This window comes from Methanocaldococcus sp. FS406-22 (assembly GCF_000025525.1).
GTDB lineage: Archaea > AGJL01 > Methanococci > Methanococcales > Methanocaldococcaceae > Methanocaldococcus.
Genome location: NC_013887.1, coordinates 88,743 through 114,391, shown reverse-complemented (window position 1 = coordinate 114,391; position 25,649 = coordinate 88,743). Strand labels below are relative to the sequence as shown.

The 25,649-nt window shown below is 39.1% G+C and carries 20 protein-coding genes, 1 tRNA gene and 2 rRNA genes; 10 read left to right on the top strand and 13 right to left on the bottom strand.

From position 1 onward, the window contains the following. Window positions 1-26: 26 nt before the first annotated feature. The gene (locus MFS40622_RS00650) at window positions 27-1,037 is read right to left on the bottom strand and encodes an RNA-guided pseudouridylation complex pseudouridine synthase subunit Cbf5 (RefSeq protein ID WP_012979737.1); all 1,011 of its coding nucleotides are present in this window, start codon (window positions 1,035-1,037) and stop codon (window positions 27-29) included. After that, window positions 1,034-1,210 carry an AtpZ/AtpI family protein gene (locus MFS40622_RS09435; RefSeq protein WP_012979736.1) on the bottom strand — a complete coding sequence of 59 codons (177 nt, stop codon included), beginning with the start codon at window positions 1,208-1,210 and terminating at the stop codon, window positions 1,034-1,036. The genes MFS40622_RS00650 and MFS40622_RS09435 overlap by 4 nt, the downstream gene beginning before the upstream one ends. Before the next feature lie 81 nt (window positions 1,211-1,291). On the opposite strand from MFS40622_RS09435, the gene MFS40622_RS00645 reads away from it, so the two are divergent. The 7 genes from MFS40622_RS00645 (at window position 1,292) to cdhC (ending at window position 9,699) form a co-directional block, all read left to right on the top strand. Beyond that, window positions 1,292-1,798 carry a V4R domain-containing protein gene (locus MFS40622_RS00645; RefSeq protein WP_012979735.1) on the top strand — a complete coding sequence of 169 codons (507 nt, stop codon included), beginning with the start codon at window positions 1,292-1,294 and terminating at the stop codon, window positions 1,796-1,798. 4 nt (window positions 1,799-1,802) lie between these two features. Beyond that, a complete protein-coding gene (ptr1, locus tag MFS40622_RS00640) occupies window positions 1,803-2,249 on the top strand; it encodes an HTH-type transcriptional regulator Ptr1 (RefSeq protein WP_012979734.1) in 447 nt (148 codons plus the stop codon). Window positions 2,250-2,528: 279 nt separating this feature from the next. Further along, window positions 2,529-4,754 carry an acetyl-CoA decarbonylase/synthase complex subunit alpha/beta gene (gene acsB / locus MFS40622_RS09360; protein WP_083771399.1) on the top strand — a complete coding sequence of 742 codons (2,226 nt, stop codon included), beginning with the start codon at window positions 2,529-2,531 and terminating at the stop codon, window positions 4,752-4,754. Between the two features lie 241 nt (window positions 4,755-4,995). Further along, window positions 4,996-7,323 carry a CO dehydrogenase/acetyl-CoA synthase complex subunit alpha gene (cdhA, locus tag MFS40622_RS00630; RefSeq protein ID WP_048197349.1) on the top strand — a complete coding sequence of 776 codons (2,328 nt, stop codon included), beginning with the start codon at window positions 4,996-4,998 and terminating at the stop codon, window positions 7,321-7,323. Window positions 7,324-7,366: 43 nt separating this feature from the next. Then, window positions 7,367-7,807, top strand: a complete 441-nt coding sequence (gene cdhB, locus MFS40622_RS00625) for a CO dehydrogenase/acetyl-CoA synthase complex subunit epsilon (RefSeq protein WP_012979731.1) — start codon at window positions 7,367-7,369, stop codon at window positions 7,805-7,807. Window position 7,808: 1 nt separating this feature from the next. Continuing rightward, on the top strand, window positions 7,809-8,264 hold the full coding sequence (locus MFS40622_RS00620) for a 4Fe-4S dicluster domain-containing protein (protein ID WP_012979730.1): 456 nt from the start codon (window positions 7,809-7,811) through the stop codon (window positions 8,262-8,264). 22 nt (window positions 8,265-8,286) lie between these two features. Next, a complete protein-coding gene (cdhC, locus tag MFS40622_RS00615; protein ID WP_012979729.1) occupies window positions 8,287-9,699 on the top strand; it encodes a CO dehydrogenase/CO-methylating acetyl-CoA synthase complex subunit beta in 1,413 nt (470 codons plus the stop codon). Between the two features lie 172 nt (window positions 9,700-9,871). On the opposite strand, the gene MFS40622_RS00610 is transcribed toward cdhC, so the two are convergent. From MFS40622_RS00610 to MFS40622_RS00600, 3 genes are all read right to left on the bottom strand, one after another. After that, a 23S ribosomal RNA gene (locus MFS40622_RS00610) occupies window positions 9,872-12,874 on the bottom strand. 100 nt (window positions 12,875-12,974) lie between these two features. Continuing rightward, a tRNA-Ala gene (locus MFS40622_RS00605) sits at window positions 12,975-13,047 on the bottom strand. Between the two features lie 64 nt (window positions 13,048-13,111). Beyond that, window positions 13,112-14,590, bottom strand: a 16S ribosomal RNA gene (locus MFS40622_RS00600). The 16S and 23S rRNA genes sit together here with 1 tRNA gene alongside, the layout of an rRNA operon. A 343-nt stretch (window positions 14,591-14,933) precedes the next feature. Here MFS40622_RS00600 and MFS40622_RS00595 point away from each other — a divergent pair. After that, entirely contained in the window at window positions 14,934-15,215 is a 282-nt protein-coding gene (locus MFS40622_RS00595) for a DUF2098 domain-containing protein (RefSeq protein ID WP_012979728.1), read from the top strand. Between the two features lie 65 nt (window positions 15,216-15,280). Continuing rightward, window positions 15,281-16,405, top strand: a complete 1,125-nt coding sequence (locus MFS40622_RS00590) for a TIGR03576 family pyridoxal phosphate-dependent enzyme (RefSeq protein ID WP_012979727.1) — start codon at window positions 15,281-15,283, stop codon at window positions 16,403-16,405. A 121-nt stretch (window positions 16,406-16,526) separates the two neighbouring features. On the opposite strand, the gene MFS40622_RS00585 is transcribed toward MFS40622_RS00590, so the two are convergent. The 3 genes from MFS40622_RS00585 to ilvN all read right to left on the bottom strand — a co-directional run bounded on the left by MFS40622_RS00585 (window position 16,527) and on the right by ilvN (window position 20,147). Then, window positions 16,527-18,146, bottom strand: a complete 1,620-nt coding sequence (locus MFS40622_RS00585) for a DUF128 domain-containing protein (RefSeq protein WP_012979726.1) — start codon at window positions 18,144-18,146, stop codon at window positions 16,527-16,529. Between the two features lie 65 nt (window positions 18,147-18,211). Further along, complete coding sequence (gatB, locus tag MFS40622_RS00580) at window positions 18,212-19,621, bottom strand: Asp-tRNA(Asn)/Glu-tRNA(Gln) amidotransferase subunit GatB (RefSeq protein ID WP_012979725.1); 1,410 nt, start codon at window positions 19,619-19,621, stop codon at window positions 18,212-18,214. 19 nt (window positions 19,622-19,640) lie between these two features. Further along, window positions 19,641-20,147 carry an acetolactate synthase small subunit gene (ilvN, locus tag MFS40622_RS00575; protein ID WP_012979724.1) on the bottom strand — a complete coding sequence of 169 codons (507 nt, stop codon included), beginning with the start codon at window positions 20,145-20,147 and terminating at the stop codon, window positions 19,641-19,643. A gap of 297 nt (window positions 20,148-20,444) precedes the next feature. Between ilvN and MFS40622_RS00570 the strand changes: the two genes are divergently transcribed. Next, window positions 20,445-21,710 carry an MBL fold metallo-hydrolase gene (locus MFS40622_RS00570; RefSeq protein WP_012979723.1) on the top strand — a complete coding sequence of 422 codons (1,266 nt, stop codon included), beginning with the start codon at window positions 20,445-20,447 and terminating at the stop codon, window positions 21,708-21,710. Between the two features lie 14 nt (window positions 21,711-21,724). Here MFS40622_RS00570 and MFS40622_RS00565 read toward each other — a convergent pair whose 3' ends face one another. From MFS40622_RS00565 to MFS40622_RS00545, 5 genes are read right to left on the bottom strand one after another with little or no spacing between them, the layout of a single operon-like run. Beyond that, window positions 21,725-22,279 carry a roadblock/LC7 domain-containing protein gene (locus tag MFS40622_RS00565; RefSeq protein ID WP_012979722.1) on the bottom strand — a complete coding sequence of 185 codons (555 nt, stop codon included), beginning with the start codon at window positions 22,277-22,279 and terminating at the stop codon, window positions 21,725-21,727. Between the two features lie 20 nt (window positions 22,280-22,299). After that, window positions 22,300-23,463, bottom strand: a complete 1,164-nt coding sequence (locus MFS40622_RS00560) for a DUF2226 domain-containing protein (RefSeq protein WP_012979721.1) — start codon at window positions 23,461-23,463, stop codon at window positions 22,300-22,302. A gap of 41 nt (window positions 23,464-23,504) precedes the next feature. Next, window positions 23,505-24,287: a nickel pincer cofactor biosynthesis protein LarB gene (gene larB / locus MFS40622_RS00555; RefSeq protein WP_012979720.1), complete on the bottom strand. Its 783-nt coding sequence runs from the start codon at window positions 24,285-24,287 to the stop codon at window positions 23,505-23,507. Window positions 24,288-24,314: 27 nt separating this feature from the next. Then, the gene (locus tag MFS40622_RS00550) at window positions 24,315-25,082 is read right to left on the bottom strand and encodes a D-aminoacyl-tRNA deacylase (protein WP_012979719.1); all 768 of its coding nucleotides are present in this window, start codon (window positions 25,080-25,082) and stop codon (window positions 24,315-24,317) included. A gap of 1 nt (window position 25,083) precedes the next feature. Continuing rightward, window positions 25,084-25,575 (bottom strand): MogA/MoaB family molybdenum cofactor biosynthesis protein, encoded by a 492-nt coding sequence (locus MFS40622_RS00545; RefSeq protein WP_012979718.1) that lies wholly within the window; start codon window positions 25,573-25,575, stop codon window positions 25,084-25,086. Window positions 25,576-25,649: the final 74 nt, after the last annotated feature.

Sequence of the window (25,649 nt, the reverse complement as noted above, 5' to 3'; positions counted from 1 at the left end):
TGTTAAATTTTCTGTAATTCTAAAAACTACTTCTTCCTCTTCCACATCCTTGGATAAGTTCCTCTATCCATATAAACCCTCTCAACATCAACAGCAATACCTTTATCTGCATTTAAAATCTCTTTTGTGTTCATTAAAGCTTTTCCTACAGCTACAGCTTCTCCCTTCAAAGTCTCAACTAAAACTGTCTCCCCTTTACCAATACCCTTACTCAATTTAGCTATTCCTCTAACATAAACATCTGCTCCGTGGCAAATAGCATCAACAGCAGAATCCTTAACAACAACCTTTTTTAAATGACTCAATCCATACTCCATTGGTTTTATAACTCTCCTTAACTCTTCCTCATCCCCATCCTCTTTCCAAAATACATAAGCATCAACTAAGTCCTGCAAATAAACGGCATCTTTTTCCTCAAAGCATCCACTTTTAACTCTCCTTAACTCTTGCATGTGGGCAGATGTCCCTAACGCTTCCCCTAAATCTTCACATAACTTTCTTATATAAGTCCCAGATTGACATTTAACTCTAAATAAAACATCCTTACCCTCTTTATCTAATAACTCTAACTCATGAATCTTCCTTATTCTCAATCTTCTTTTAACAGCTGCTTTTAATGGTGGTCTTTGATAAATCCTTCCTGTAAATTCTTTAAAAACTCTCAATATATCTTCTTCGGAAGCATCCCTATGTAGATGCATTAAGCAAATATATTCCTTAGGTGGGATGTGCCACATTGGTATTGTTTTTGTAGCTCTCTCTAATGCAACAGGCAAAACACCAGTAACCTTAGGGTCTAATGTTCCACCATGTCCAGCTTTATCCAACTTTAAAATCTTCTTTACCCATGTTGAAACCTCATGAGAGGTAGGCCCTCTTGGCTTGTCAATAACAACAACACCATATTTTATCAAATCCTCTATCTTTCTTTCATATGGATTACAGCCATAATCCCAGTTTGTTTCAGCCTTTTCCTTAACTATAAGCTCCTCTCCTTTATTTGCCTTTTTTTCCTGTGTTTTTTCCAACAAAATCACCTTTTTTCATACTCTTTAATCATCTTAAATAATCTCCCAAATGCGCAAAAAATACCGAATAATAAAAATACAACTATCCATAAATTGTTATCTGTGTATTCTGCTATGATGTAACCTATAAAAATACCTAAGGCAATCATTATAAAAAATTCAAATGCGATATCTCTAAGCATGTTATCAAACTAAATAAGTTTTATTAATGAAATAACCCCATCTTATTATATAAATTCTTTGACTGCATGGGGGATGTTAAAATGGACAAAGAGCTTTTGCATAAAAAAATTAAAAAAGATATTGAAGATTTAATAAACAATAATCCATCAGAGAGAGCTTTAGGTAATTTAATCCCCCTATCCATCTTCCAAGCAGTAAGAATAGGAGTTTTAACTGCTGGATGTGGGATTGAGGCAATAATTTACAATATTGGCAAAGATATTGGTAGAGAGGTTATATCAAGGTATGTTGATAAATCCAATTTACTTGAAAGCTTTGCAGAGATATTAAAGAAAGCAAGGATTGGCATCTTAGAAGTAAAAAAAGTTGAAGAAGATGAAATGATACTAATTTTAAGAGACTGTATATCTTGCCACAATGTCCCAAATGTTGGCACAACCCTCTGCCACTTTGAAGCTGGGCTGATAGCTGGAACTTTAGAGAAAAAGCTAAGAAGAAAAGTCAATGTCATTGAAATAAAATGTTGTGGTAAGGGTGATGAATACTGTGAATTTTTGGTAAAAATTGAAGATAAGTTGTATTGGTGATTGAATGCTTGATAGGATTGATTTAAAAATCCTAAAGATTTTAAATGAAAATGCCAGAAAATCATTTAGAGAAATCGGGAGAGAATTGGGAATTAGCGAGGGAACAGTAAGAAATAGAGTAAAAAGATTAACTGAAAAAGGAATTATAACAGGTTTCCATGCATCCATAAATCCAAAAAATTTGGGATTTGAAGTAGTCGCTATATTGGGCTTGTATATTAAACCATCTAAGGTTGAAGAAACCCTCGATAAATTAAAAGAGCTTGACGAAATAGTCGAACTCTATCAAACTACTGGAGAATATGATGCCGTTTGTATAGCAATTTTAAAGGATATAGAAAGCTTAGGAAACTTTTTAGCAGAAAAAATATACCCATTAGTTAATGTTAACGGGTGTAAAGTAACCCTCGTTTTGAGAACATTTAAAGATGGTAGTAAGATGCCAATATAATTTTATTACTAAATAATAAATAAAAAAATTAAATATTACTAAGAAAATCAAATAGAAACATTTAAAAAAGCCCTTTTTTCTATTTTGCAAGTCATAAAAATTTTTAATTAATAATTAAGTTTTTGCTATTTTCATTTCTCGCTTTATAATTTTTAGAAAATACCCTCTATAAAAATTTCGTATTGCGTAACCACTATTATATAGTAATGCACAAACTTAAAATTAAACACTATGTGTAATACATTTGAATATTTGAAGATTCATTTATATGGTGAAATGATGGTTGTGAGCAACATAATAGAAGGAGGAAAAACAGTTCTAAAATTAACAAAAGACATCCTAGAGAAAGAAGATGAGAACTTAAAAGTATCATATCCAGGAACAAATTACAACCTGCCAATTATATACGGTCTCCTGGGAAAAAAGATAGAAACAGTTAAAGATTTGAAGGAATTAATCAACTCACTTGAAATAAAAGATGAAGAAACCCTTGAAAATGCCTTAGATGTTGGAGTTGTAACATTGATATGTGCAGAAACAATTGAGGCGTTAAAATACGCAAAGAGTGATAAACCTTACAAAGAGCCATACGTTGGCTTTATTCCAGATGATATCTTAAGAGGTTTAGGAGTCCCTCTCGTAGAGGGGAAAATTCCAGCTATTTTGGTTGTTATTGGAAAAGTTGGTGATAAAGAGAAGCTAAAAAAGCTCATAGATGACATAAAGAAGAGAAACATCTTGGCATTGTTAGTTGGAGATATAGTTAAAGAGATGGATGAGGCTGGAATTGAGTATGGTTTAGATAAACTCCTTGTCCCTGTTGGAGAGGAAATAACTTCAGCAATACATGCAGCAAACTTAGCTATAAGAGCCCCATTAATATTTGGAGGAATTGAACCTGGAAAAGCTGATGAAATCATAGATTATTTAAAAAATAGAGTTCCTGCAGTTGTTGTGGCTTTAGGGCCTTTAGATAATATAACCTTAGCAGCGGGAGCTGGATGTATAAAGGCTGGAGTTCCAGTTATAACAAACAATGAAGTTCCAGTTATAGAAAAAGCCTTAGAAAGCTCAGATATTGATAACATAGTTGAAAATGCCCTAAAAATGAAAGGTGTTGAGGTTAAAGTAGTTGAATTTGATATTCCTGTTTCTGTTGGGCCGATGAATGAGGGTGAGAGGGTTAGAGGCCCTGACATGTATGTTGAGCTTGCAGGGCCGAAGAGTTATGGTTTTGAGTTAGTAAAAGTAGTCGATAAAGCAGATGATAAAGTTGAAATTATTGGAAAGGATATCGATGAGATGGAGGAAGGGAGTAGAAACCCATTCGCAATAATTGTAGAGGTTAGTGGTAAAAACTTAGAGGAAGATTTAGAAGGAGTGTTAGAAAGAAGAATCCACGAATTCTTTAACTACATTGAAGGAGTAATGCACCTAAACCAAAGAGACCAAGTATGGATAAGAATAAACAAAGATTCATTTAAAAAAGGTTTGAGATTAGAACATGTTGGAAAAGTGGTTCAAAGATTGTTTAAGGCAGAGTTTCCATTTATTGAAAAGTGTGATGTAATTATTATAACTGACCCAGAGAAGGTTAAAGAAGAATTAGAAAAGGCAAGAAAAATTTACAATAAGAGGGATGAGAGAACTAAAGCACTACATGAAGAAGATGTTGATGTTTTCTATGGCTGTGTAATGTGTCAGAGCTTTGCTCCAACACACGTTTGTGTTATAACACCAGATAGACCTTCCCTCTGTGGAAGTATAAACTACTTAGATGCAAGGGCTGCTGCTAAGATAGACCCTAACGGGCCGATATTCGAAATACCAAAAGGAGAGTGCTTAGATGAGAAGTTAGGAATCTACACTGGAGTAAATGAAGTCGTTAGAGAGAGGTCGCAAGGAAGTGTTGAAGAGATGGCATTACACAGTGCTTTAATAAATCCATGCACATCTTGTGGATGCTTTGAGGCCATAGTGTTTTATATTCCAGAAGTTGATGGATTTGGAGTTGCACATAGAAACTTTAGAGGAGAGACACCATTTGGTTTGCCTTTCTCAACTTTGGCTGGGCAGTGTAGTGGTGGAAAACAAGTCCCTGGGTTTGTTGGTATATCCATTGCCTATATGAAGTCTCCTAAGTTTTTACAGGGAGACGGTGGTTGGGAGAGGGTTGTTTGGTTGCCAAAAGAATTAAAAGAGAGGGTTAAGGATGCAATACCTCCAGAACTCTATGATAAAATAGCTACAGAAGAAGACGTTAAAACAACCGATGAATTAATTAAGTTCTTAAAAGAAAAAGGACATCCAATAGTTAAGAAGACAGAGGATGTTGTTGAAGAAGTAGAAGAGAAAGAAGAAAAAGAAGAAGAAATCAAAGTGGTTGAAGAGGAAAAAGAGGGCATTGAAGTTGGTGAGTTAATAGCTAAGTTAGCAAAAGAAGGAGGAATACAGATTATCATGAAAAACGTCAAGATTGTTATAAATCTCAATGTGAAAAAGTAATGTTCTCCTAACTTTATTTTTATATTTTTATTCCACATTTATCTATTTTTTCAAATTAATAGATACTCATTTTTGAAATTTTACTGCAAAGCATTTTTTGAAATGCGTAATTTTTTGTTAAGCGGAAAATTTAATCCTTATTTTCATACCAAATTTGGATTTAGTCATAACAAACTTTATATATTAAAGTTTTAAAAACTAACCTTAAATTATAATGATTAATCATGACAATTAAGAAGTGATGATTATGGGAAATAACGTGGAAATGGACATCAAAAAACTTCTCACACCTTTAGTTAAGATGAAAAACGCAAACATATCCATGAGTATAAAGTTTGGAGAAGCAGAAGGAGAAGAAGAATGGGAGCCTATGGGACCTACTCCAATGCCAAAAATCCCCACATTAAGACATTGGGATTTTAAGCTATTAGAAAGATATCCCCCATTTTACATGCCAATCTGTGATTTGTGTTGTCTCTGTACATTTGGAAAGTGTGATTTAAGCAGAGGGAAGAAGGGGGCTTGTGGTTTGAATATCAAAGCTCAGCAGGCAAGGATTGTTTTAATTGCTTGCTGTATTGGAGCGGCATGTCATGCTGGGCATAGTAGGCATTTAGTCCACCACTTAATTGAGAAATTGGGAAGAGATTATCCAATAGATTTAGGCAATGAGATAGAGGTTGAAGCACCAATAGCAAGGACAGTAACTGGCATTAAACCAAAAACACTTGGAGATTTAGAAAAAATCTTAGATTACTGTGAGGAGCAGATAACTCATCTCTTATCAGCTGCACATACTGGGCAAGAGGGAAATTACTTAGACTTTGAGAGTAAAGCTTTACATGCAGGAATGATTGATGATTTGGCAAGAGAAGCAGGAGATATAGCCCAGATAGTAGCTTACAACATGCCAAAAGGGGATGAGGATGCTCCATTAATAGAGTTAGGATTTGGTTGTATTGATAAAAGTAAGCCAGTGATCTTGTGTATAGGGCATAATGTAGTTCCAGGTAGTTACATATTGGAATATTTAGAAGATAATAACATGGAAGATGAGGTAGAGGTTTGTGGAATCTGCTGTACTGCTATAGACATTACAAGGGTTTCAGATAAACCAAAGGTTGTTGGGCCGTTATCAAGGCAGTTGATGTTTGTGAGAAGTGGGGTCGCAGATGTTGTAATTGTAGATGAGCAGTGTATTAGGACAGATATCTTAGAAGAAGTTTTAAAAACAGGGGCTGTCTTGATAGCAACAAATGAGAAGATGTGTTTAGGTTTAGAGGACGTTTCCCACATGGATGAAGATGAAATTATTGGCTATATATTAAGGAATAGAGCAGCTTTACTCTTAGATGAGGAAAAAGTAGGAAAAGTTGCTGTTGAACTTGCTAAGATAGTTGCCAAGGAGAGAAAGGACAAAAAAACCCTACCCAACTTAAATGAAGTTGTTGAGTTGGCAAAGCAATGCACTGAATGTGGATGGTGTAACAGAAACTGTCCAAATGCATTTAAGGTTAAAGAGGCAATGGTTTTAGCAAAGCAGGGCAATTTTGAAGGCTTTATTGATTTGTATAAGAGATGTTATGGCTGTGGAAGATGTGAAGCTATCTGTCCAAGAAATCTACCAATAGTTAGCATGACAACAAAGGTTGGAGAAGCTTACTATAAAGACTTAAAGTTCAAGATAAGGGCTGGTAGAGGGCCTATAAAAGATGTTGAAATCAGAAGTGTTGGTGCTCCAATTGTATTTGGAGATATTCCTGGAGTTGTTGCATTAGTTGGTTGTTCAAATCATCCAAATGGTGAGGAAGAAGTAGCAATGATTGCAAAGGAGTTCTTGGAGAGGAAATACATAGTCGTAGCAACTGGTTGTGCGGCAATGGCAATTGGAATGTGGAAAGACAAGGATGGAAAAACACTATATGAGAAATATCCAGGTGAGTTTAGAGCTGGAGGACTTGTAAATTGTGGTTCTTGTTTATCAAATTGCCACATAACTGGAGCGGCTATAAAAATTGCCAATATCTTTGCTAAAGTTCCATTAAGAGGAAACTATGCTGAAGTTGCTGATTACATACTAAACAAGGTTGGAGCAGTAGGGGTTGCCTGGGGGGCAATGAGCCAAAAGGCTGCGGCAATAGCTACTGGAGTCAATAGATGGGGAATTCCTGTCATTTTAGGACCGCATGGGGCTAAGTATAGAAGGCTGTATTTAAGCAATGGAGAGAAATTTAAAGTTAAAGACAAAAAAACTGGAGAGATTTTAGAGATAGAGCCAGTTCCAGAGCATTTAATTGTAACTGCTGAAAACGTCAAAGAATGTATTTGTATGATTCCAAAGTTATGTATGAGGCCAAATGACAATCCAAAAGGTAGGGCTAACAAGATTTACCACTACGTTGATGTCTATGAAAAATACTTTGGAAGAATGCCTCCAGATTTAGAGAAATTTGTTAGAACTGAAAAGGACATTCCATTCATGATGAAAGATAAGATAATGGCTTACTTAGAAGAAAAAGGCTGGAAACCATTGGAGAAATATCCACAAGATCCAACAATATTGTATTAAACTTTTTAACTTCAATTAATTTTTTAACGTTTGGGTGGTAGTAATGGATGAGAGATTTATAGCCTATATTCCAACAGCTGGGAGCAATGTAGCTCATGCTGAGGTAACTTCTCCAACAATTGTTAAAATGATGATTAAAAGGGCTAAAAAACCCATCTTAATATTGGGAGAATACTTAGAAGATGAGGAAAAAGAACTCATCAATGAGTTGATTAAGAAATATAATCTAAAGACAATAAAAACACCAGAAGAAATGAATCTAATGGCTATAATGAAATTTTTGGCAAGTAGTGATTATGATTTAGCCCTATTCACAGGAATAACTTACTATTACTTAGCTCAGGCAGCAACACATCTAAAACAGTTTTCAAATGTGGTAACAATCTCCATAGACAAGTATTATCAACCAAATACCCTCTACTCATTCCCAAATCTCAGCAAAGAGGAGTATTTAGATTATTTGAGGAAGTTATTGGAGGGGTAGAATGAATCCAAAAATCATTGTCTTAAATCCTGAAAAATGCACAAAATGCTATGACTGCATAAACATCTGCAAAGAAATTCATGGAGAGAGTAGAATAAGAAAGATTGATGGCATTCCAATATTCTGTATGCAGTGTGAAAATGCTCCTTGTAAAGAAATCTGCCCAGTTGATGCAATCTATCTAAAAGAAGGCATTCCAATTGTAGATAAAGAAAGATGTATTGCCTGTGGAATGTGTGCAATTGCCTGCCCTATTGGAGCAATATTTATAAAAAACAAAGTTGCTCACAAATGCACCCTCTGTTTAGATGTTGATAGAATAACTCCAGCATGTATAGAGGCGTGTAAGGATAAAGCTCTCTTATTAGTATCAGAAGAAACACTTGACATAATGAAAGAGGAGAAAAGAAAGAAAATACTAAAAATTTTGAGAGAAGAAGCTAAAGAAAAGCTGTAAAAACACTTTAAGGTGAGAGTGTATGTTTGACGATATTCCTGTTTCTGTTGGGCCGATGAATGAGGGTGAGAGGGTTAGAGGCCCTGACATGTATGTTGAGCTTGCAGGGCCGAAGAGTTATGGTTTTGAGTTAGTAAAAGTAGTCGATAAAGCAGATGATAAAGTTGAAATTATTGGAAAGGATATCGATGAGATGGAGGAAGGGAGTAGAAACCCATTCGCAATAATTGTAGAGGTTAGTGGTAAAAACTTAGAGGAAGATTTAGAAGGAGTGTTAGAAAGAAGAATCCACGAATTCTTTAACTACATTGAAGGAGTAATGCACCTAAACCAAAGAGACCAAGTATGGATAAGAATAAACAAAGATTCATTTAAAAAAGGTTTGAGATTAGAACATGTTGGAAAAGTGGTTCAAAGATTGTTTAAGGCAGAGTTTCCATTTATTGAAAAGTGTGATGTAATTATTATAACTGACCCAGAGAAGGTTAAAGAAGAATTAGAAAAGGCAAGAAAAATTTACAATAAGAGGGATGAGAGAACTAAAGCACTACATGAAGAAGATGTTGATGTTTTCTATGGCTGTGTAATGTGTCAGAGCTTTGCTCCAACACACGTTTGTGTTATAACACCAGATAGACCTTCCCTCTGTGGAAGTATAAACTACTTAGATGCAAGGGCTGCTGCTAAGATAGACCCTAACGGGCCGATATTCGAAATACCAAAAGGAGAGTGCTTAGATGAGAAGTTAGGAATCTACACTGGAGTAAATGAAGTCGTTAGAGAGAGGTCGCAAGGAACCGTTGAGGAAGTAACTTTACATAGTGCATTAGAAAAGCCATGCACATCTTGTGGTTGTTTTGAAGCTGTAGCTTTCTACATCCCAGAGGTTGATGGATTTGGAATAGCCCATAGAGGATTTAAAGGAGAAACACCAATGGGAATTCCATTCTCTACCTTAGCAGGGCAGTGTAGTGGTGGAAAACAAGTCCCTGGGTTTGTTGGTATATCCATTGCCTATATGAAGTCTCCTAAGTTTTTACAGGGAGACGGTGGTTGGGAGAGGGTTGTTTGGTTGCCAAAAGAATTAAAAGAGAGGGTTAAGGATGCAATACCTCCAGAACTCTATGATAAAATAGCTACAGAAGAAGACGTTAAAACAACCGATGAATTAATTAAGTTCTTAAAAGAAAAAGGACATCCATGTGCTGAAAGAATAGGAGCAGAGGTAGTAGAAGAAGTTGTTGAGGAAGAGGAAGAAGAAGTAGAAGAGGAAATGGAAGAAGTTGAGGGAATTGAAGTCCCAACAATGACTTTACCAGGAACATTTGCTGGACTCCCACCAGGTATAAAAATAGTCCTGTATAATGCTGTGATTAAAGCAGAAAAAATAGTTATTATGAAAGAAGAACCAGAAAAAAAGAAAAAGAAGAAATAATCCTCTTATAAATTTTTTATTTTTACTTTTTTATTTGTATATTTAAATTTATCAATATATTATAATAAAATAAAACAATGGAACTAATATATTCCCTTATAATCGCCAAAAATTTCCATACCTTTCTTTTGGGCCATGCATAGGCTTCCACATCCGCTTAGTGTCTGGATACCCTGCCGGGCCCTCGGGCGATTAGTACCGGCGGGCTGAACGCCTCGGGCAGAGCCCTCGGCGCTTACACCCCCGGCCTATCAACCCCGTCTTCTACGGGAGCCCTCGTCCCCGAAGGGACTGGCCGCCTATTTTCGGGGAGGGTTTCGGGCTTAGATGCCTTCAGCCCTTATCCCTTAGCGCGTAGCTGCCCGGCAATGCCCTGTCGGACAACCGGTAGACCAGAGGCGCCGGCGGCTCGTTCCTCTCGTACTAGAGCCACCTTCCCCTCAGGCGGCCAACACCCCCAGCAGATAGCAACCAACCTGTCTCACGACGGTTTAAACCCAGCTCACGATCCCCTTTAATGGGCGAACAGCCCCACCCTTGGGCCCTGCTGCAGGCCCAGGATGGGAAGAACCGACATCGATGTAGCAAGCCGCGGGGTCGATATGGGCTCTTGCCCGCGACAACTCTGTTATCCCCGGGGTAGCTTTTCTGTTATCCCTGGCCCCCATCGGTGAGGCACAGGGGTTCGCTAGGCCCGGCTTTCGCCTCTTGGTCGGCCTCTTTTACCGACCAAGTCAGGCCGGCTTTTGCCCTTGCACTCCACGGCGGAGTTCTGACCCGCCTGAGCCGACCTTTGGGCCCCCCTGATGCCTTTTCAGGGGGGTGCCGCCCCAGCCAAACTGCCCACCTGCCGGTGTCCCCCTTTACGGGGTTAGGGACATGGCCATGGGTGGGTGGTGTCCCATGGACGCCTCCACCACCCCCGGAGGGGTGGCTTCGACGGCTCCCACCTACGCTGTGCACCCACGGCCATGCCCCAACGACAGGCTGCAGTAAAGCTCCACGGGGTCTTCGCTTCCCACTGGGGGTCTCCGGCCTTTGCACCGGAATGGTAGGTTCACCGGGTTCCGGCCCGGGACAGTGGGGGTCTCGTTACGCCATTCATGCAGGTCGGAACTTACCCGACAAGGAATTTCGCTACCTTAAGAGGGTTATAGTTACCCCCGCCGTTTACCGGCGCTTCGCCCGGTTGTACCCGGGTTTCACGTACCGGCACTGGGCAGGCGTCGGCCTTGGTACACACCCTTACGGGCTAGCCAAGACCTGTGTTTTTATTAAACAGTCGGACCCCCCTGGCCACTGCGACCTGCGGTCCCCTCAGTTAGAGAAGACCGCAGGCACCCCTTCTCCCGAAGTTACGGGGCCAATTTGCCGACTTCCCTGGGCCGGATTCTCCCGACACGCCTTAGGATACTCGCCTAGGGGCACCTGTGTCGGTTCTGGGTACGGTCACCGGGGATCCTTGCCAGCTCCCTTTTCACGGGCTCCAGGGCTCAGCCGAACCCTCCTAACGGAGGGCCCATCACGCTTTTGCCCGGTTCTCGCCATTACGGCACTCCCCGGGCTTATGCGCTTGGCCACCCCGACGGGGGTGGTCGGCCTACCCCGAAGCGTCAGGAGCTGGCCTTGCGTTGCCGCACGTACCCCGGTGGCGCGGGAATATTAACCCGCTTCCCTTTCCCCCCAGGGAATTACCCCGGGGGTTAGGACCGGCTAACCCACAGCTGACGACCGTTGCTGTGGAAACCTGGCCCCTTCGGCGGTGGGGATTCTCACCCCACTTTGCTGTTACTACTGCCGGGATTCTCGTTCCCACGGGGTCCACCCGACCTCACGGCCGAGCTTCTACCCCCGCGGGACGCCCCCCTACCGGATCGCCGTTAGGCGCCCCCGGGTCTCGGCGGCCGGCTTAGCCCCCGTTATCTTCGGGGCCCCTGACCTCGACGGGTGAGCTGTTACGCACTCTTTAAAGGATGGCTGCTTCTAAGCCAACCTCCCCGCTGTCTTAGGCCAGGGACTCCCTTCTCATTTACACTTAGCCGGCACTTAGGGGCCTTAACCCGGGTCCGGGTTGTTCCCCTCTCGGACATACGGCTTACCCGTATGCCCTCACTCGGGGGCTACGGCGATGACGGGTTCGGAGTTTGACAGGGTGCCGAGGGCTTTCGCCCCCTAAACACCCTATCCGTGGCTCTACCCCGCCATCTACCTAACCCCCGGCTAACCTGCGAGTTATTTCGGGGGGAACCAGCTATCTCCGGGCTCGATTGGCTTTTCACCCCTAGACCGGGGTCAGAGGAGCACTTTGCGCGGTAACACCCCTGCGGGCCTCCACCCCTCTGGTGAGGGGCTTCACCCTACCCCGGCCTAGATCGCCCGGTTTCGGGTCGTACGGGTGTGACTCCGGGCCCATTAAGACCCCGCCCCTCGCCCATAAGGGCTGCGGGCATGTCGGTTTCCCTACGCCTCCGGGGTTGAACCCCTTAGGCTCGCCACACCCGTACACTCCCCGGCCCGTTTTTCGAAACGGACGGCACGACCCCGGCATGCCACCCCTCGTACTCCTCCCTCGCGGGAGTTTCCTTCGGGGTGGTTACCTTTCGGGCCGTGCCATTCCGTACCCACCTGGTTTCAGGCTCTTTTCACCCCCCGCAAGGGGTGCTTTTCAGCTTTCCCTCACGGTACTAGTTCGCTATCGGTCTCGGGACGTATTTAGGGTTGGAAGCCTAATGTCTCCCAGCTTCCCGCGCGATATCCAACGCGCGGTACTCAGGGACACCCCAAGACCCACACTGGTTACGCCTACGGGGCTTTCACCCTCTATGGCGCCCCATTCCAGGGGACTTCGGCTTCCCAGTGTGGGTCTGTATTGGGGGCCCTGCAACTCCACATCTCCCTACCCTTACGGGTAGGGATTCGGTTTGCCCTGTGCCGGTTTCGGTCGCCCCTACTCCCGGCATCCCTGTTGGTTTCTTTTCCTGCGGGTACTCGGATGCTTCTTTTCCCCGCGTTCCCGCTCCCTGACGGGAGCGCCCCAAATGGGGCAGGAAGTCCCATTCGGGGATCCCGGGTTCTACGGCTGCCTGCGCCTCCCCCGGGCTTATCGCAGCTTGCCACGCCCTTCCTCGGCGCCCCGAGCCGAGCCATCCACCAGGTGGGCTGGTGGCCCGGCAGAGTATCCAGATTTCACCGGGATGTGGAAGCCTATGCATGGCCCTCATGTTTAGTCAGGCCCTTCACCTGCAACTCTTTGGAGTTGCAGGCTGCATGTATAGTGGACCCGGTGGGATTTGAACCCACGGCCTCCGGCTTGCAAGGCCGGCGCTCTCCCAGCTGAGCTACGGGCCCACTTTCCCTATGAGGCAAGCCCACGACTGGTTTGGTGCCCCACAGCAACCAGCGCTTTTTTCTCAGGAGGTGATCCAGCCGCAGGTTCCCCTACGGCTACCTTGTTACGACTTCGCCCCCCTCGCTGAACCCAAGTTCGACCCTGCCCTTGCGGACAGGGCCTCACTTGGGCTCAACTCGGGTGGCGTGACGGGCGGTGTGTGCAAGGAGCAGGGACGCATTCACCGCGCCATGGTGAGGCGCGATTACTACGGATTCCGGCTTCACGAGGGCGAGTTACAGCCCTCGATCCGGACTACGACCGGGTTTAGGGGATTCGCTCCCCCTTTCGGGGTCGCGTCCCATTGTCCCGGCCATTGTAGCCCGCGTGTAGCCCAGGGGATTCGGGGCATGCGGACCTGTCGTTGCCCGCACCTTCCTCCGGCTTAGCGCCGGCGGTCCCCCATGAGTGCCCCTCCCCCGGAGGGGAGGGTAGCAACATGGGGCACGGGTCTCGCTCGTTACCTGACTTAACAGGACGCCTCACGGTACGAGCTGACGACGGCCATGCACCACCTCTCGGCGCGTCTGGCAAGGTCGTCAACCTGGCCTTCATCCTGCCGTCGCCCCTGGTAAGATGCCCGGCGTTGAATCCAATTAAACCGCAGGCTCCACCCGTTGTAGTGCTCCCCCGCCAATTCCTTTAAGTTTCAGTCTTGCGACCGTACTCCCCAGGCGGCGGACTTAACGGCTTCCCTTCGGCACCGCGTCGGCCCGAAGCCGACGCGACACCTAGTCCGCAGAGTTTACAGCCAGGACTACCCGGGTATCTAATCCGGTTTGCTCCCCTGGCCTTCGTCCCTCACCGTCGGACCCGTTCCAGCCGGGCGCCTTCGCCACAGGTGGTCCCCCAGGGATCAACGCATTTCACCGCTACCCCTGGGGTACCCCCGGCCTCTCCCGGTCCCAAGCCCGGCAGTATCTCTGCCAGCCCTGCGGTTGAGCCGCAGGATTTAAGCAGAGACTTACCGGGCCGGCTACGGACGCTTTAGGCCCAATAACAGTGGCCACCACTTGGGCCGCCGGTATTACCGCGGCTGCTGGCACCGGACTTGCCCAGCCCTTATTCCCGGAGCTGTTTACACTCCGGAAAAGCCCACGCAGAGCGTGGGCACTCGGGGTCCCCCCGTCGCGCTTTCGCGCATTGCGGAGGTTTCGCGCCTGCTGCGCCCCGTAGGGCCTGGACCCGTGTCTCAGTGTCCATCTCCGGGCTCCCCCTCTCAGGGCCCGTACGGATCGTAGGCTTGGTGGGCCGTTACCCCACCAACTACCTAATCCGCCGCAGCCCCATCCTCGGGCGGCTTACGCCTTTCGGGGAGGGATCATTCCAGACCTCCTCCCCTATGGGGGATTAGCCTCAGTTTCCCGAGGTTATCCCCCACCCGAGGGTAGGTTAGCCACGTGTTACTGAGCCGTGCGCCGGTGCTCCCCGAAGGGAGCCCCTTGACTCGCATGGCTTAGTCGGACCCCGATAGCAGTGGCCTCCGGCAGGATCAACCGGAATTAAGTGGGAGGTACGGTCGCAAGAAAGGATAAACCTTTCTTGCGGCTGGTTGCTGTGGGGTTTCACCACCAGTCGTGGGCTTGCCTCAGCCCCAACCCCTCCGGATTGGGGACGCATCCTTAAATAGGGCTTACGCAATATTCTATTTGAATTTTGAAAGTTTGGTGCCTTCAAGGCACCATTATTCAACAGAACACTTACCCTGCGTAAGCCCTATTTCAAGTGCACCCTATAGCAGGAAGTTGTTATATGCAACGTTTTTAGGATTAGAACAATATTTGAATAAACTATTAATACAGGCTATAAGAAACATTAACTGTAAAATATCTAGAGTGTGGGACACATGGATGAAGTTAATATCAAGGTCGGAGATTATGTAGTCTATATAAATACTGGGACAAAAGGAAGGGTTGTAGATATAAAAAAAGATGAAAATGGAGATGTTTGGATTGTGTTAGATAACAATTTAATGTATAGACCTCATTTGTTAAGAGTTATCGATAAGTCAAAGATAAAAGAAAGAAAAGAAGACATTAGTGAAGTTGTCAAGAAATTAGAAAAAGAAGAATTAGAAGAAGGAAAATTAATAGATATTGATTTAGGAGATGCCTGTGGGGCTGGATAAAACATTATTATTTTTCTTTTATTGAATTTATTAAACCTTTATAAACATTGTGTTTAGGTGATTTAATGCTCTCTGACTATGAAGAATTTTTAAGATTAGAAAAAGCAAGAAAAATCATCTTAGAAATATTAAATAAGAAGGGTAGGGATGCATTATACGATTTAAGTGGATTGTCTGGGGGGTTTTTAATAGATGAAAAAGATAAAGCTTTACTAAATACATACATTGGGTCATCTTACTTTGCAGAAAAAGTTAATGAATATGGACTTAAACATTTAGGTGGAAATGAAAAAGATAAATGCGTTGGTTTTAACAGAACATCATCTGCAATTTTAGCCACTATATTGGCATTAAAACCAAAAAAAGTTATACACTATTTGCCAGAACTTCCGGGACATCCGTCAATAGAAAGAAGTTGTAAAATTGTTAATGCTGAGTATTTTGAATCTGATAATGTAGATGAAATTTTAAATAAAATAGATAAGGATACCTTAGTTATTATCACTGGTTCTACAATGGATTTAAAAGTTGTTGAACTTGAAAACTTTAAAAAAGTTATTGATACGGCTAAGAATAAAGAGGCTATTGTTTTTGTTGATGATGCCTCTGGAGCAAGAGTTAGATTATTATTTAATCAACCTCCAGCATTAAAGTTAGGGGCCGATTTAGTAGCTACAAGCACAGATAAACTTATGGAAGGTCCGAGAGGGGGTTTATTGGCTGGAAAAAAAGAACTTGTTGATAAAATATATATTGAAGGAACTAAGTTTGGTTTAGAAGCTCAACCTCCTTTATTAGCTGGAATGTATAGAGCTTTAAAAAACTTTAGTTTGGAGAGAGTTAAAAAGGCATTTGAAAGAGCTAAAAACTTTGATTTATCTAAGGTTGAAAAATTGAATGCAGAGCTTAAGACAATAGATGACAATATAAATATTGTTTATGAAAGAACACCAACAGGGTTTGTGATAAAGAGAGTTCATAAAGATGATGCCACAAATATCAAAAAACTCATTGAGATTGGGTTTAACTTATTAGAAAAGTTTGGTATCATAACTATAACCGTAGCTGGTATGCCTGGAGCGAGTAAAAGTTTAAGAATTGACTTAACATCAAAGGATGCTGAGAGAATAGATGACAGCTATATAATCAATGCCATTATTGAATCAATAAAATTGGCTTTCAAAAAATAAAATTTAAATAAGAGCCATATTAATGATTTAAATCTCTTTATAGCTTCTTAAATCCGTAAATCTCACAATCCATAGAGGTTTCACCCCCTATTGGTATACCCCAAATCTTTTTTGGTTAAGTTTAAATCTCTTTATAGCTATTTAAATCTGAAAATCTCACGACTTCATGCATTGCCTTTAACTCAATTGGTATCTCATTCTCTTTTAATAACACTAAGGGATTTATTCCTCCTATTGTTACAACCCCACACATGTCTTTATTCACACCAATACCATAAAGTTCATTGTTTGGCTCTCCTATAGCTTTAATACCATTCCAATTCAACTTCTTTAAGACCTCCTCTAATTTTTCTCTTGCAACTCTATGTACTTCTCTAAATCCTGCCAAAAATGTTTTTTCACAATCAACAAAGTTGAAAAACACTTCGTGAGGGTCTAATGACGAGCCATTATAGCCAATTATATCAATAAATCTCTCCTTATCTTCAGTTATCTCCAAAATTCCTCCATATCTTGGAATTACTGGAACTGAATTTCTTAAAAATATTCCATCTAAGGTTACAGCACAGACTGTTTGAATCTTTATTTTATCTTCTTCCTCAACAATTCCAAATCTGTCAGATATTCCTAAACCTTTTTTATATGCCTCTTTTAATAAGTCCAATGCTTCATCAGTATATTTCTTCTCAATAAAGGCAGTATTTACAACAACGTTTCCATCAGCTTCATCTATATCATAAGTTACCTTTGCCATTGCATTGAACATTTTTGATAAGGCAGTTTTTATCCTTATATTTGCCTTCTTCGTCACAATATCTCTTGGATTCTTCTTAACCTTATGGAGAGATTCTAATCTAACAATTGATGACATTGGGCATATCTCTACACAGTAGTTGTTTTCAACAAACGGAGCTATTGGTGTCAAGCCTCCAATTAAAGCAACTCCTACTTTATCATCTCCAACATCCAATCCAAGGACATTTTCTGTCCCATAACTAATAATACATTTTAATTCATCTTTTTCCAATATACTCTCAAACCTCTCCAAAAACTCAATCCCAAAGTATCTGAAGTTTGCTGGTAAATAGCCCTCCCCATTCTCTATAATACCAATAACATCTGTTTCTTTTTTCTCAATAAATGCTCTCAATGGGTCTATGGATGTGGATTTGTAATTTATAATTTCTTTAAATTCTACTGGCTTTCCATCCTCATATTTAACAACTCCAGCACATATATGAAGTGGAAAAATACCATTTTGCAAGAGTATGTTGTCAAAGTTTAATGAACAGAGGGTGTTTATTTCTACAAATTTTTCTCTATCTATAATCCCAACCCTATCCCCAACGGCTAAACCTGATTCATAAACACTTTTTATTATTTTTAGCACATCGTTAAAGTCAGCATAAACCTGGCATCTATTAATAACTACATATCCAAACCTGTAGTTGGCAGATATTGTTTTTTCCAATATATTTGAATAAATACTTCCTAACCTATAGGATATGTTGGCTTTCTCTAACTCCTCCAAACCCCTCTCAGTTATAACCCTCCCAGCATATCCAACTTTTTTTGTTAGTTTCATCCCATCCAACAACTTTAAATGATACCTCACAGCCCTCTCCCCAATTTTATAACCTCTCTTATTAAGCTCTTTAGCTATAATCTTAGCACCTACTGGCTCTTTTGACTTGGATAAAATATCTAAGATTTCAATCAACTTTCTATCAAGGTCTGCCATTTTCTCACCTAAAAAATAATTATAAAAGTCTGCCAAAAAAGAAATAAAAAATTTAAGTTAGTTGGTTATTTATCCAACTTCTCTTTCAATAGCTCAATAACTCTCTTCGGCTCTGCTCTTCCCCTTGTTAATCTCATTACCTGCCCCATTAAGAAATTCAACGCCTCTTTCTTACCATTTAAGTAGTCTTCAACTGCCTTTGGATTGTTTTTAATAGCCTCCTCAACTGCTTTAATTAATGCATCTTCATCTTTAATTACTGTTAATCCAAGTTCCTCAACTATTTCTTTTGGCATTTTCTTTCCTCTATTTATAACCAACAAATCAACAATCTCTTTAGCTATCTTTTGGGATATAACTCCCTCTTTAATCAGTTTTATAAGCTCAACTATATGCTCTGCCTTAACTCCACTCTCATACAAATCTACTTTGTGATACTGTAAAGACCTTCTCAACTCGTTTCTAATCCAAGTTACAGCTAAATCAACATTCTCCTTATTAACTCCTAAAGATTTAACAACCTCCTCAAACATCTCAGCCATGTCTAAATCAGAAACTAAAACTTTAGCATCCTCTTCATCTATACCATACTCTTCAACAAATCTCTTCTTCTTAGCTAATGGTGTTTCTGGCATCTTTTCCACAATCTCTTTAACCCACTCTTCAGAGATGACAATTGGCTGAATGTCAGGATCTGGAATATATCTGTAATCTTCTGCTGTTTCTTTACTTCTCATAGCTTTTGTTATCATCTGGCTCTCTAAGAATGCTCTTGTTTCCCTCTTAACCTCCCCTCCTCTTTTAATAATATTCTTCTGTCTAATTACTTCATACTTTAAAACCTTATAAACCCCTTTAATTGAGTTTATGTTTTTAACCTCAACCCTATTCCCCTGAACACCCATGTACTCTATGGAAATATTTACATCAGCTCTCATCGTTCCTTCTCCTCTTAAACACCCGAGGTATCTAAACAAGGTCATTAGTTGCTTTAAAAATTCCCTTGCTTCTTCTGGACTTTTTATATCTGGCTTTGTAACAATTTCAATTAATGGAGTTCCGCTTCTGTTATAATCAACAATTCCCAAGCTTGGATTGTACTGTCCAGGGTCTTCTTCTAAATGAACTTCATGTATTCCAATACCCATAAACTCTCCATCTACACCTATAGGAGTTGAGGTTCTCTGATAACCACTTGGCAAATCTGGATAATCATAATGCTTTCTTTGGAAGTAAATATCTTTATCAACAACTATCTTACATCCAAGCATCTTTGCTACCATTATAGCAACTTCTATCGCCTTTTTGTTTGGAGGAAGAGGCTTAGCTCCAGGCAAACCTAAGCAAACAGGACAGACATTTGTGTTTGGTTCAGCATCTAAATAGTTTGTTGAGCAATTACAAAATAATTTTGATTTTGTATCAATTTGGACGTGTATTTCTAAACCACACTTCATTTTAACATCATCGTTCATGTTTTCTCACCTTAAACATTTAGCTTTTTGGTTTTAAGATTTTTGGCCCCCTTGCTAATGCAGTTATCCCAGTCCTCGCCATTTCTTTAATCCCCAGTGGTTTAACTAAATCAATAAAAGCATTTATTTTATCTTCACTACCTGTTATTTCAACAATCAATGATTCGGGACTCAAATCAACAACATTTCCTCTAAATATGCTTGTATATTGGATAACTTGAGATTTCGCACTCTCTGTTGGTGCGTATATCTTTATTAGGCAGAGTTCTCTTTGAACAGACTTTTTCTCATCCAACTCACTAACTTTTATAACATCTATTAATTTGTTGAGTTGTTTGATAACTTGCTCTAATATCTTATCATCTCCATTAACAACTATCGTAACCCTTGAAATTTGTGAATTCTCTGTTATCCCAACTGTTATACTCGAAATATTAAATCCTCTCCTTGTAAATAATCCGGAAATTCTCTGCAATACTCCTGGTTTATTTAAAACTAATGCGGAAATGACATGTCTATGTTCCATTATATTCACCAATGCCTTTTATATATAGTAAGATTTAAAAATAATAAAATAGATGATGTATCTTAGACTATAAGAGGCTCTACTCCTATTAGCATAAGCCATAATTTATTATTTTATCCTTTATGTTTATATATTACACCGCGATATAGTCCCATTAGAGTTGAATAAGTTTTGATTTTTTGTCATTCAATCAAATAGTTTTTTCTTTAGACCCACTTATTTTGGTTTCTATTCTTTTGCCTTAGGGTAATAGGATTTATCCAAATAAAAGATATATAAATTTTTGGGATGGTAGTTATGGTTTTATTAAAATTCCATGGTGGTTGTCAGCAAATTGGGATGAGTTGTGTTGAGGTAGAAACACAAAAAGGGAGAGTTTTATTGGATTGTGGAATGTCCCCAGATACTGGAGAGATACCTAAGGTAGATGATAAAGTAATAGATGCAGTTATTGTTTCCCATGCACATTTAGACCATTGTGGAGCAATTCCATTTTATAAATTCAAAAAGATTTATTGTACACATCCAACAGCTGATTTAATGTTTATAACATGGAGAGATACTCTAAATTTAACAAAAGCCTATAAAGAAGAAGACATTCAATATGCAATGGAAAATATTGAATGCTTAAACTATTATGAGGAGAGGCAGATAACTGAAAATATTAAATTTAAATTTTACAATGCTGGGCATATATTGGGAAGTGCCTCTATATATTTGGAAGCAGATGGAAAAAAAATTCTTTACACTGGAGATATAAATGAGGGAGTCTCAAGGACATTACTTCCGGCAGATACAGATATTGATGAGATTGATGTCTTAATTATAGAATCTACTTATGGCTCTCCATTGGATATAAAACCAGCAAGGAAGACTTTGGAGAAGCAGTTAATTGAGGAGATAGCAGAAACTATAGAAAATGGAGGGAAAGTAATAATCCCAGTTTTTGCAATTGGTAGAGCCCAAGAAATATTGCTGATTATAAACAACTATATGAGGAGTGGAGGATTAAAGGAAGTGCCAATATACACTGATGGTTCTTTAATTCATGCAACTGCTGTTTATATGAGCTATATAAATTGGCTAAATCCTAAAATAAAAAATATGGTTGAAAATAGAATTAATCCATTTGGTGAGATAAAGAAAGCAGATGAAAATTTGGTGTTTAATAAAGAACCATGTATTATTGTTTCAACTTCTGGAATGGTTCAAGGAGGGCCAGTATTAAAATATTTGAAATTATTAAAAGACCCAAAAAATAAGTTGATATTAACTGGTTATCAGGCAGAGGGAACACTGGGAAGAGAGTTAGAAGAGGGAGCTAAAGAAATTCAACCATTTAAAAATAAAATTCCAATAAGAGGAAAAGTTGTCAAAATAGAATTTTCTGCCCATGGGGATTATAATTCATTGGTTAGATACATAAAAAAGATTCCTAAACCAGAAAAAGCTATAGTTATGCATGGAGAAAGATATCAATCGCTATCATTTGCTATGACTATTTGGAAGACGTTGAAGATACCGACATTTGTCCCTGTTAGAGGGACAATACTGCCAATTTAATAAAATAGTTATATTTAAATATTTAACAATGGTGTTTCATTTTCTATTTCTTCAACCTCTACAAAGTACTTTTTAAGAACTTCACAGATTTTTCTCAATATTTCCTTCTCCTCCACAACCTCAAGAGCTATCTTTGATTCTATAATAACATATAGATTCTCATCATAGAGTTTTAAAGGGAATATGTACATATAGCTGTCATCCTTAAATATAACAACTTTTTTTATGTTACTATAGAATTTTTTGATATACTCAAATATACCCGACGCACTGGCTCCAATCTCATCTGCATCCTTTAATGTAGAGGCAATAACCAAACCTTCATCATTGACAACAATAATATCCTCTATATCATAAGAAAGAGCTATCTCAACCAAATCAAATTCCTTTGTATATTCTCTACCCTCATCTGGAGCCACATAAGGCTTTAATTCTTTGAGATTTTCAATAATTTCCATTTCAATAAGCCTATATGTTTTCTTTTTTTCTTTCTCCTTATAATAATATAATCCTACTCCAATCCCTACTCCAACTATAAAAAGAATTAAAAAGATGATTGTTCCATCCATGGTTAGACCTCTTCTCCGTTTTATTCAACATTTATCGATATTCTCGAGGTATATCTTGAGAGAAATTTCCTAATTATCTTATCGATTTCAAATTTAACAATTGAAGGGTCTATATCTTTTTTAATAATTCCTAAGATTCTCTTTCTTTTTACATTGACATCTCCAAATAAATAGTATCTTCCATTTTCCCATTTAACTTTGAGATTGGTTTTAACATCGTCAACACCTTCCATCATCTTAATTCTATTAACTATCTCATTTTCAAGTTTTTCTTTTAATTCATTTAACTCCTCCTCTGAAGGTCTGAACATATCTTCCAATATCGTCTCTATCCACGTATCATCAGGTTCTTTTATTCCTAATTTTTTCAATAACTCTTCTCTTGATAATTCTTTAGCTTCCTCTAACTCCTCTTCTTTTACAAACTCCTCAATATCTTTTTGAATTTCTTCTTTTTCAGTACTTTGTTCTTCATCCACAATTTTCATTTGTGGATATATTTCCAATAGGACATTTGTTTTTCTTTCGTTATATTCATATACATCAATAATTGCATTTTCATCTTTTAATAACTGTTCTACTTTTTCATAAGCATCTTTTCCTAGTAAAACTCCAAAATCACACTCGTATGCTGCAGCTATTGGGGTTTTTCCTTTGTATATAATATATCCGTTTTCAAATTTTCCAGACGTTTTTTTATACACATTTACAACGATATATTTATTGTCCTCTAAATATCTCTGGAAATCTTTTGTATTACTCTCCAATGGGACATCTAATGGAATATCTAACTTTATATTTAGATATTTCTCTTCTTTATCTTCTCTTTCCTCTTTTTTAGTTTCTTTTTCTTCTTTAGTTTTTTTCACTACAAATATTTCGGGATACAGCCACTTCATTAAATTTATTTTATCTTTATTATACCTATAAAGTTCTATAACTTTGTTCTCGTAGTTTAGTAACTCAAGAATTTTTTCTTTATTTCCAAAAATTTCTGTGGATTCGTTATCAGTATAATAGCTTCCAACAATCTCGCCGTCTTCAACAAATATATAGCCCTCATGTAATTTATTACCCTCTTTAACTAAGATTAGAATATAACCCACATTTACTTCAGTTACAAGGTCATCTAAATTTCCATCAGTCAATGTCCTTATTAACTCACCATCTACAACTTTTATCATAAACTTCCCTCAAGTTATCGTTGTATAGGTATTGTCTTAAATTATTGTTTTAGATATTTATATATTGCCTTAGCTATTAGGCCAGCAAATACTCCAGCTCCAAACCCATTATCAATATTAACAACCGCTATTCCAGGAGAACATGAATGTAACATAGTCAAGAGAGGCGTTATTTTTATACCATAAGATGTTGATGTTGGAACACCAATAACAGGAATATCAACCATAGACGCCACAACTGAAGGTAAAGCTCCTTCCATGCCAGCAACAACAATGATACAGCAAACATTTTCCTCAATCATTCTCTTTAGGGCAGGAAACAGCCTATGAATACCTGCGATTCCTACATCATAAGATGTTATGGCTTCAACTCCCATCACTTCCAATGTATCTTTTGCCTCTTCCGCTACTGGAATATCTGAAGTCCCTGCTGTTAATATGCCCACTTTACCTATTTTTCTAATATCATAGTTTTTATTTTTTATTATTAATGTTTTCGCTTTTTTGTTAATTTTTATGTTGTAATTTTTTAAATCATATTTTTCAATTTTGTCACTAAGTTTTTTAATATCCTCTATTTTAGTTGCCAATGCAATACCATTTTTTTCTGCAAGTTTTAAAGTGGCTTTAATTATTTCCTCTACATCTTTCCCTTTACCATAAACAACTTCTGGAACTCCTGTCCTAAACTGCCTGTTTATATCTAATTTTAATCTTTCCTCAATCTCTTCAAAATAATTAAGCTTTATCTGTTTTTCAATTTCATCTAAGCCAATTTCTCCATTTTTAAATGATAGAAGTAAGTCTCTCAAATTTTTTCTCATTTAATTCCCTCCAAGAATTTTAAAATTTTAAATTCTCTCCCATTCAATTCCTTCTTTTTCAAAAAATTCGATGTATCTCCTCTTATCTTCTCCTCTACAACCTTTCCAATCTATGAGAGCTTTATCAACTTCCATCTTACTAATAAGTTGATTTAAAACATCCTCAGATACCGAGGCATATTTTGGGACTAAATAGCCAAAATAGTATTTGCCTTCTAAAGCAAGTTTTGTAAATTTTGGAGCATAATGCCCTCCACCAAAGCCAATAGCTCTAACCTTTTTATCATAATTTTTGGATTTTATTGCATCAATTGTTTCTAAAACAGATTTGGCAATTATCTCTCCAGCCTCTTTTAAAACCCACTCCCTCTCACTACTCCCAATCTCAACAAACACCGTTGGAGCTTTTAAATCAGTTGGTGAGTGATGAACAACCTCAAAAGAGACATCAAACTCTCCAATTTTTTGATTTTCATAATAAGTTTTGTAATTTTTATAAATATTTTTCAATAAAAGAGTGTTTAAAACAGCATCACATGGACAGATTTCCTTAGGATTTCCTCCAAAATCATTATTTTCAGTTAAGTTTCCTGGTGTATGAACTGTTAGAGCTGGCTTATTTGCTATACTTTTATGCTTTGACAAAAATATATAGTAGTCTGCCCTCTCTAAATCTGCATCTGTTAATGCTAAAAGCTCCTTATCTGTTTCAAAAACATCAAAATACTCTTTTATATGATTTGCTATGTTTTTACTTGCCAAATCTTTATTTGATGCTATTAATAAGAACTTCATCTTATCCCTCTCTTAAATGTCCTAATATATGCCCCGTCTCCTCTTTAATTATTTTTAGTGCTGTTTTACATGCATTTACTGAGCCAGGAAGTGCATATATAACTTTTCCTTTATAGATTCCAGCCATTGCTCTTGATAACATGGTTGAAAATCCAACCTCTTCATAGCTTAATTTTTGAAAGATAATTTTAAAGCCCTCTAACTCTTTTTCAATAATCTCCTTTAGTGCCTCTACAGTAACATCTCTTTTAGCTATTCCAGTCCCTCCTGTGAAGACAATACAATCTACATCAAAAAATTCAACGATATGTTCAACTATTCCTTTAATCATATCTTTATTGTCAGGGATTATTGTATATATTTTAGCGTTTAGTTCCTTCTTTAATAAATTTCCAGATTTATCATCAATTTCCTTACCCTTAATTAAATCGTTATATCTACTATCACTCACAGTAACTACTGCGTATTTTATATCTTTAATCCTTTTATGCATGTTCTCCCCCTTCTTATTTATAAATGTAGATAAATTAATTTTTAGTAAAATATTGGCATAAGCAAAGGTTGAGG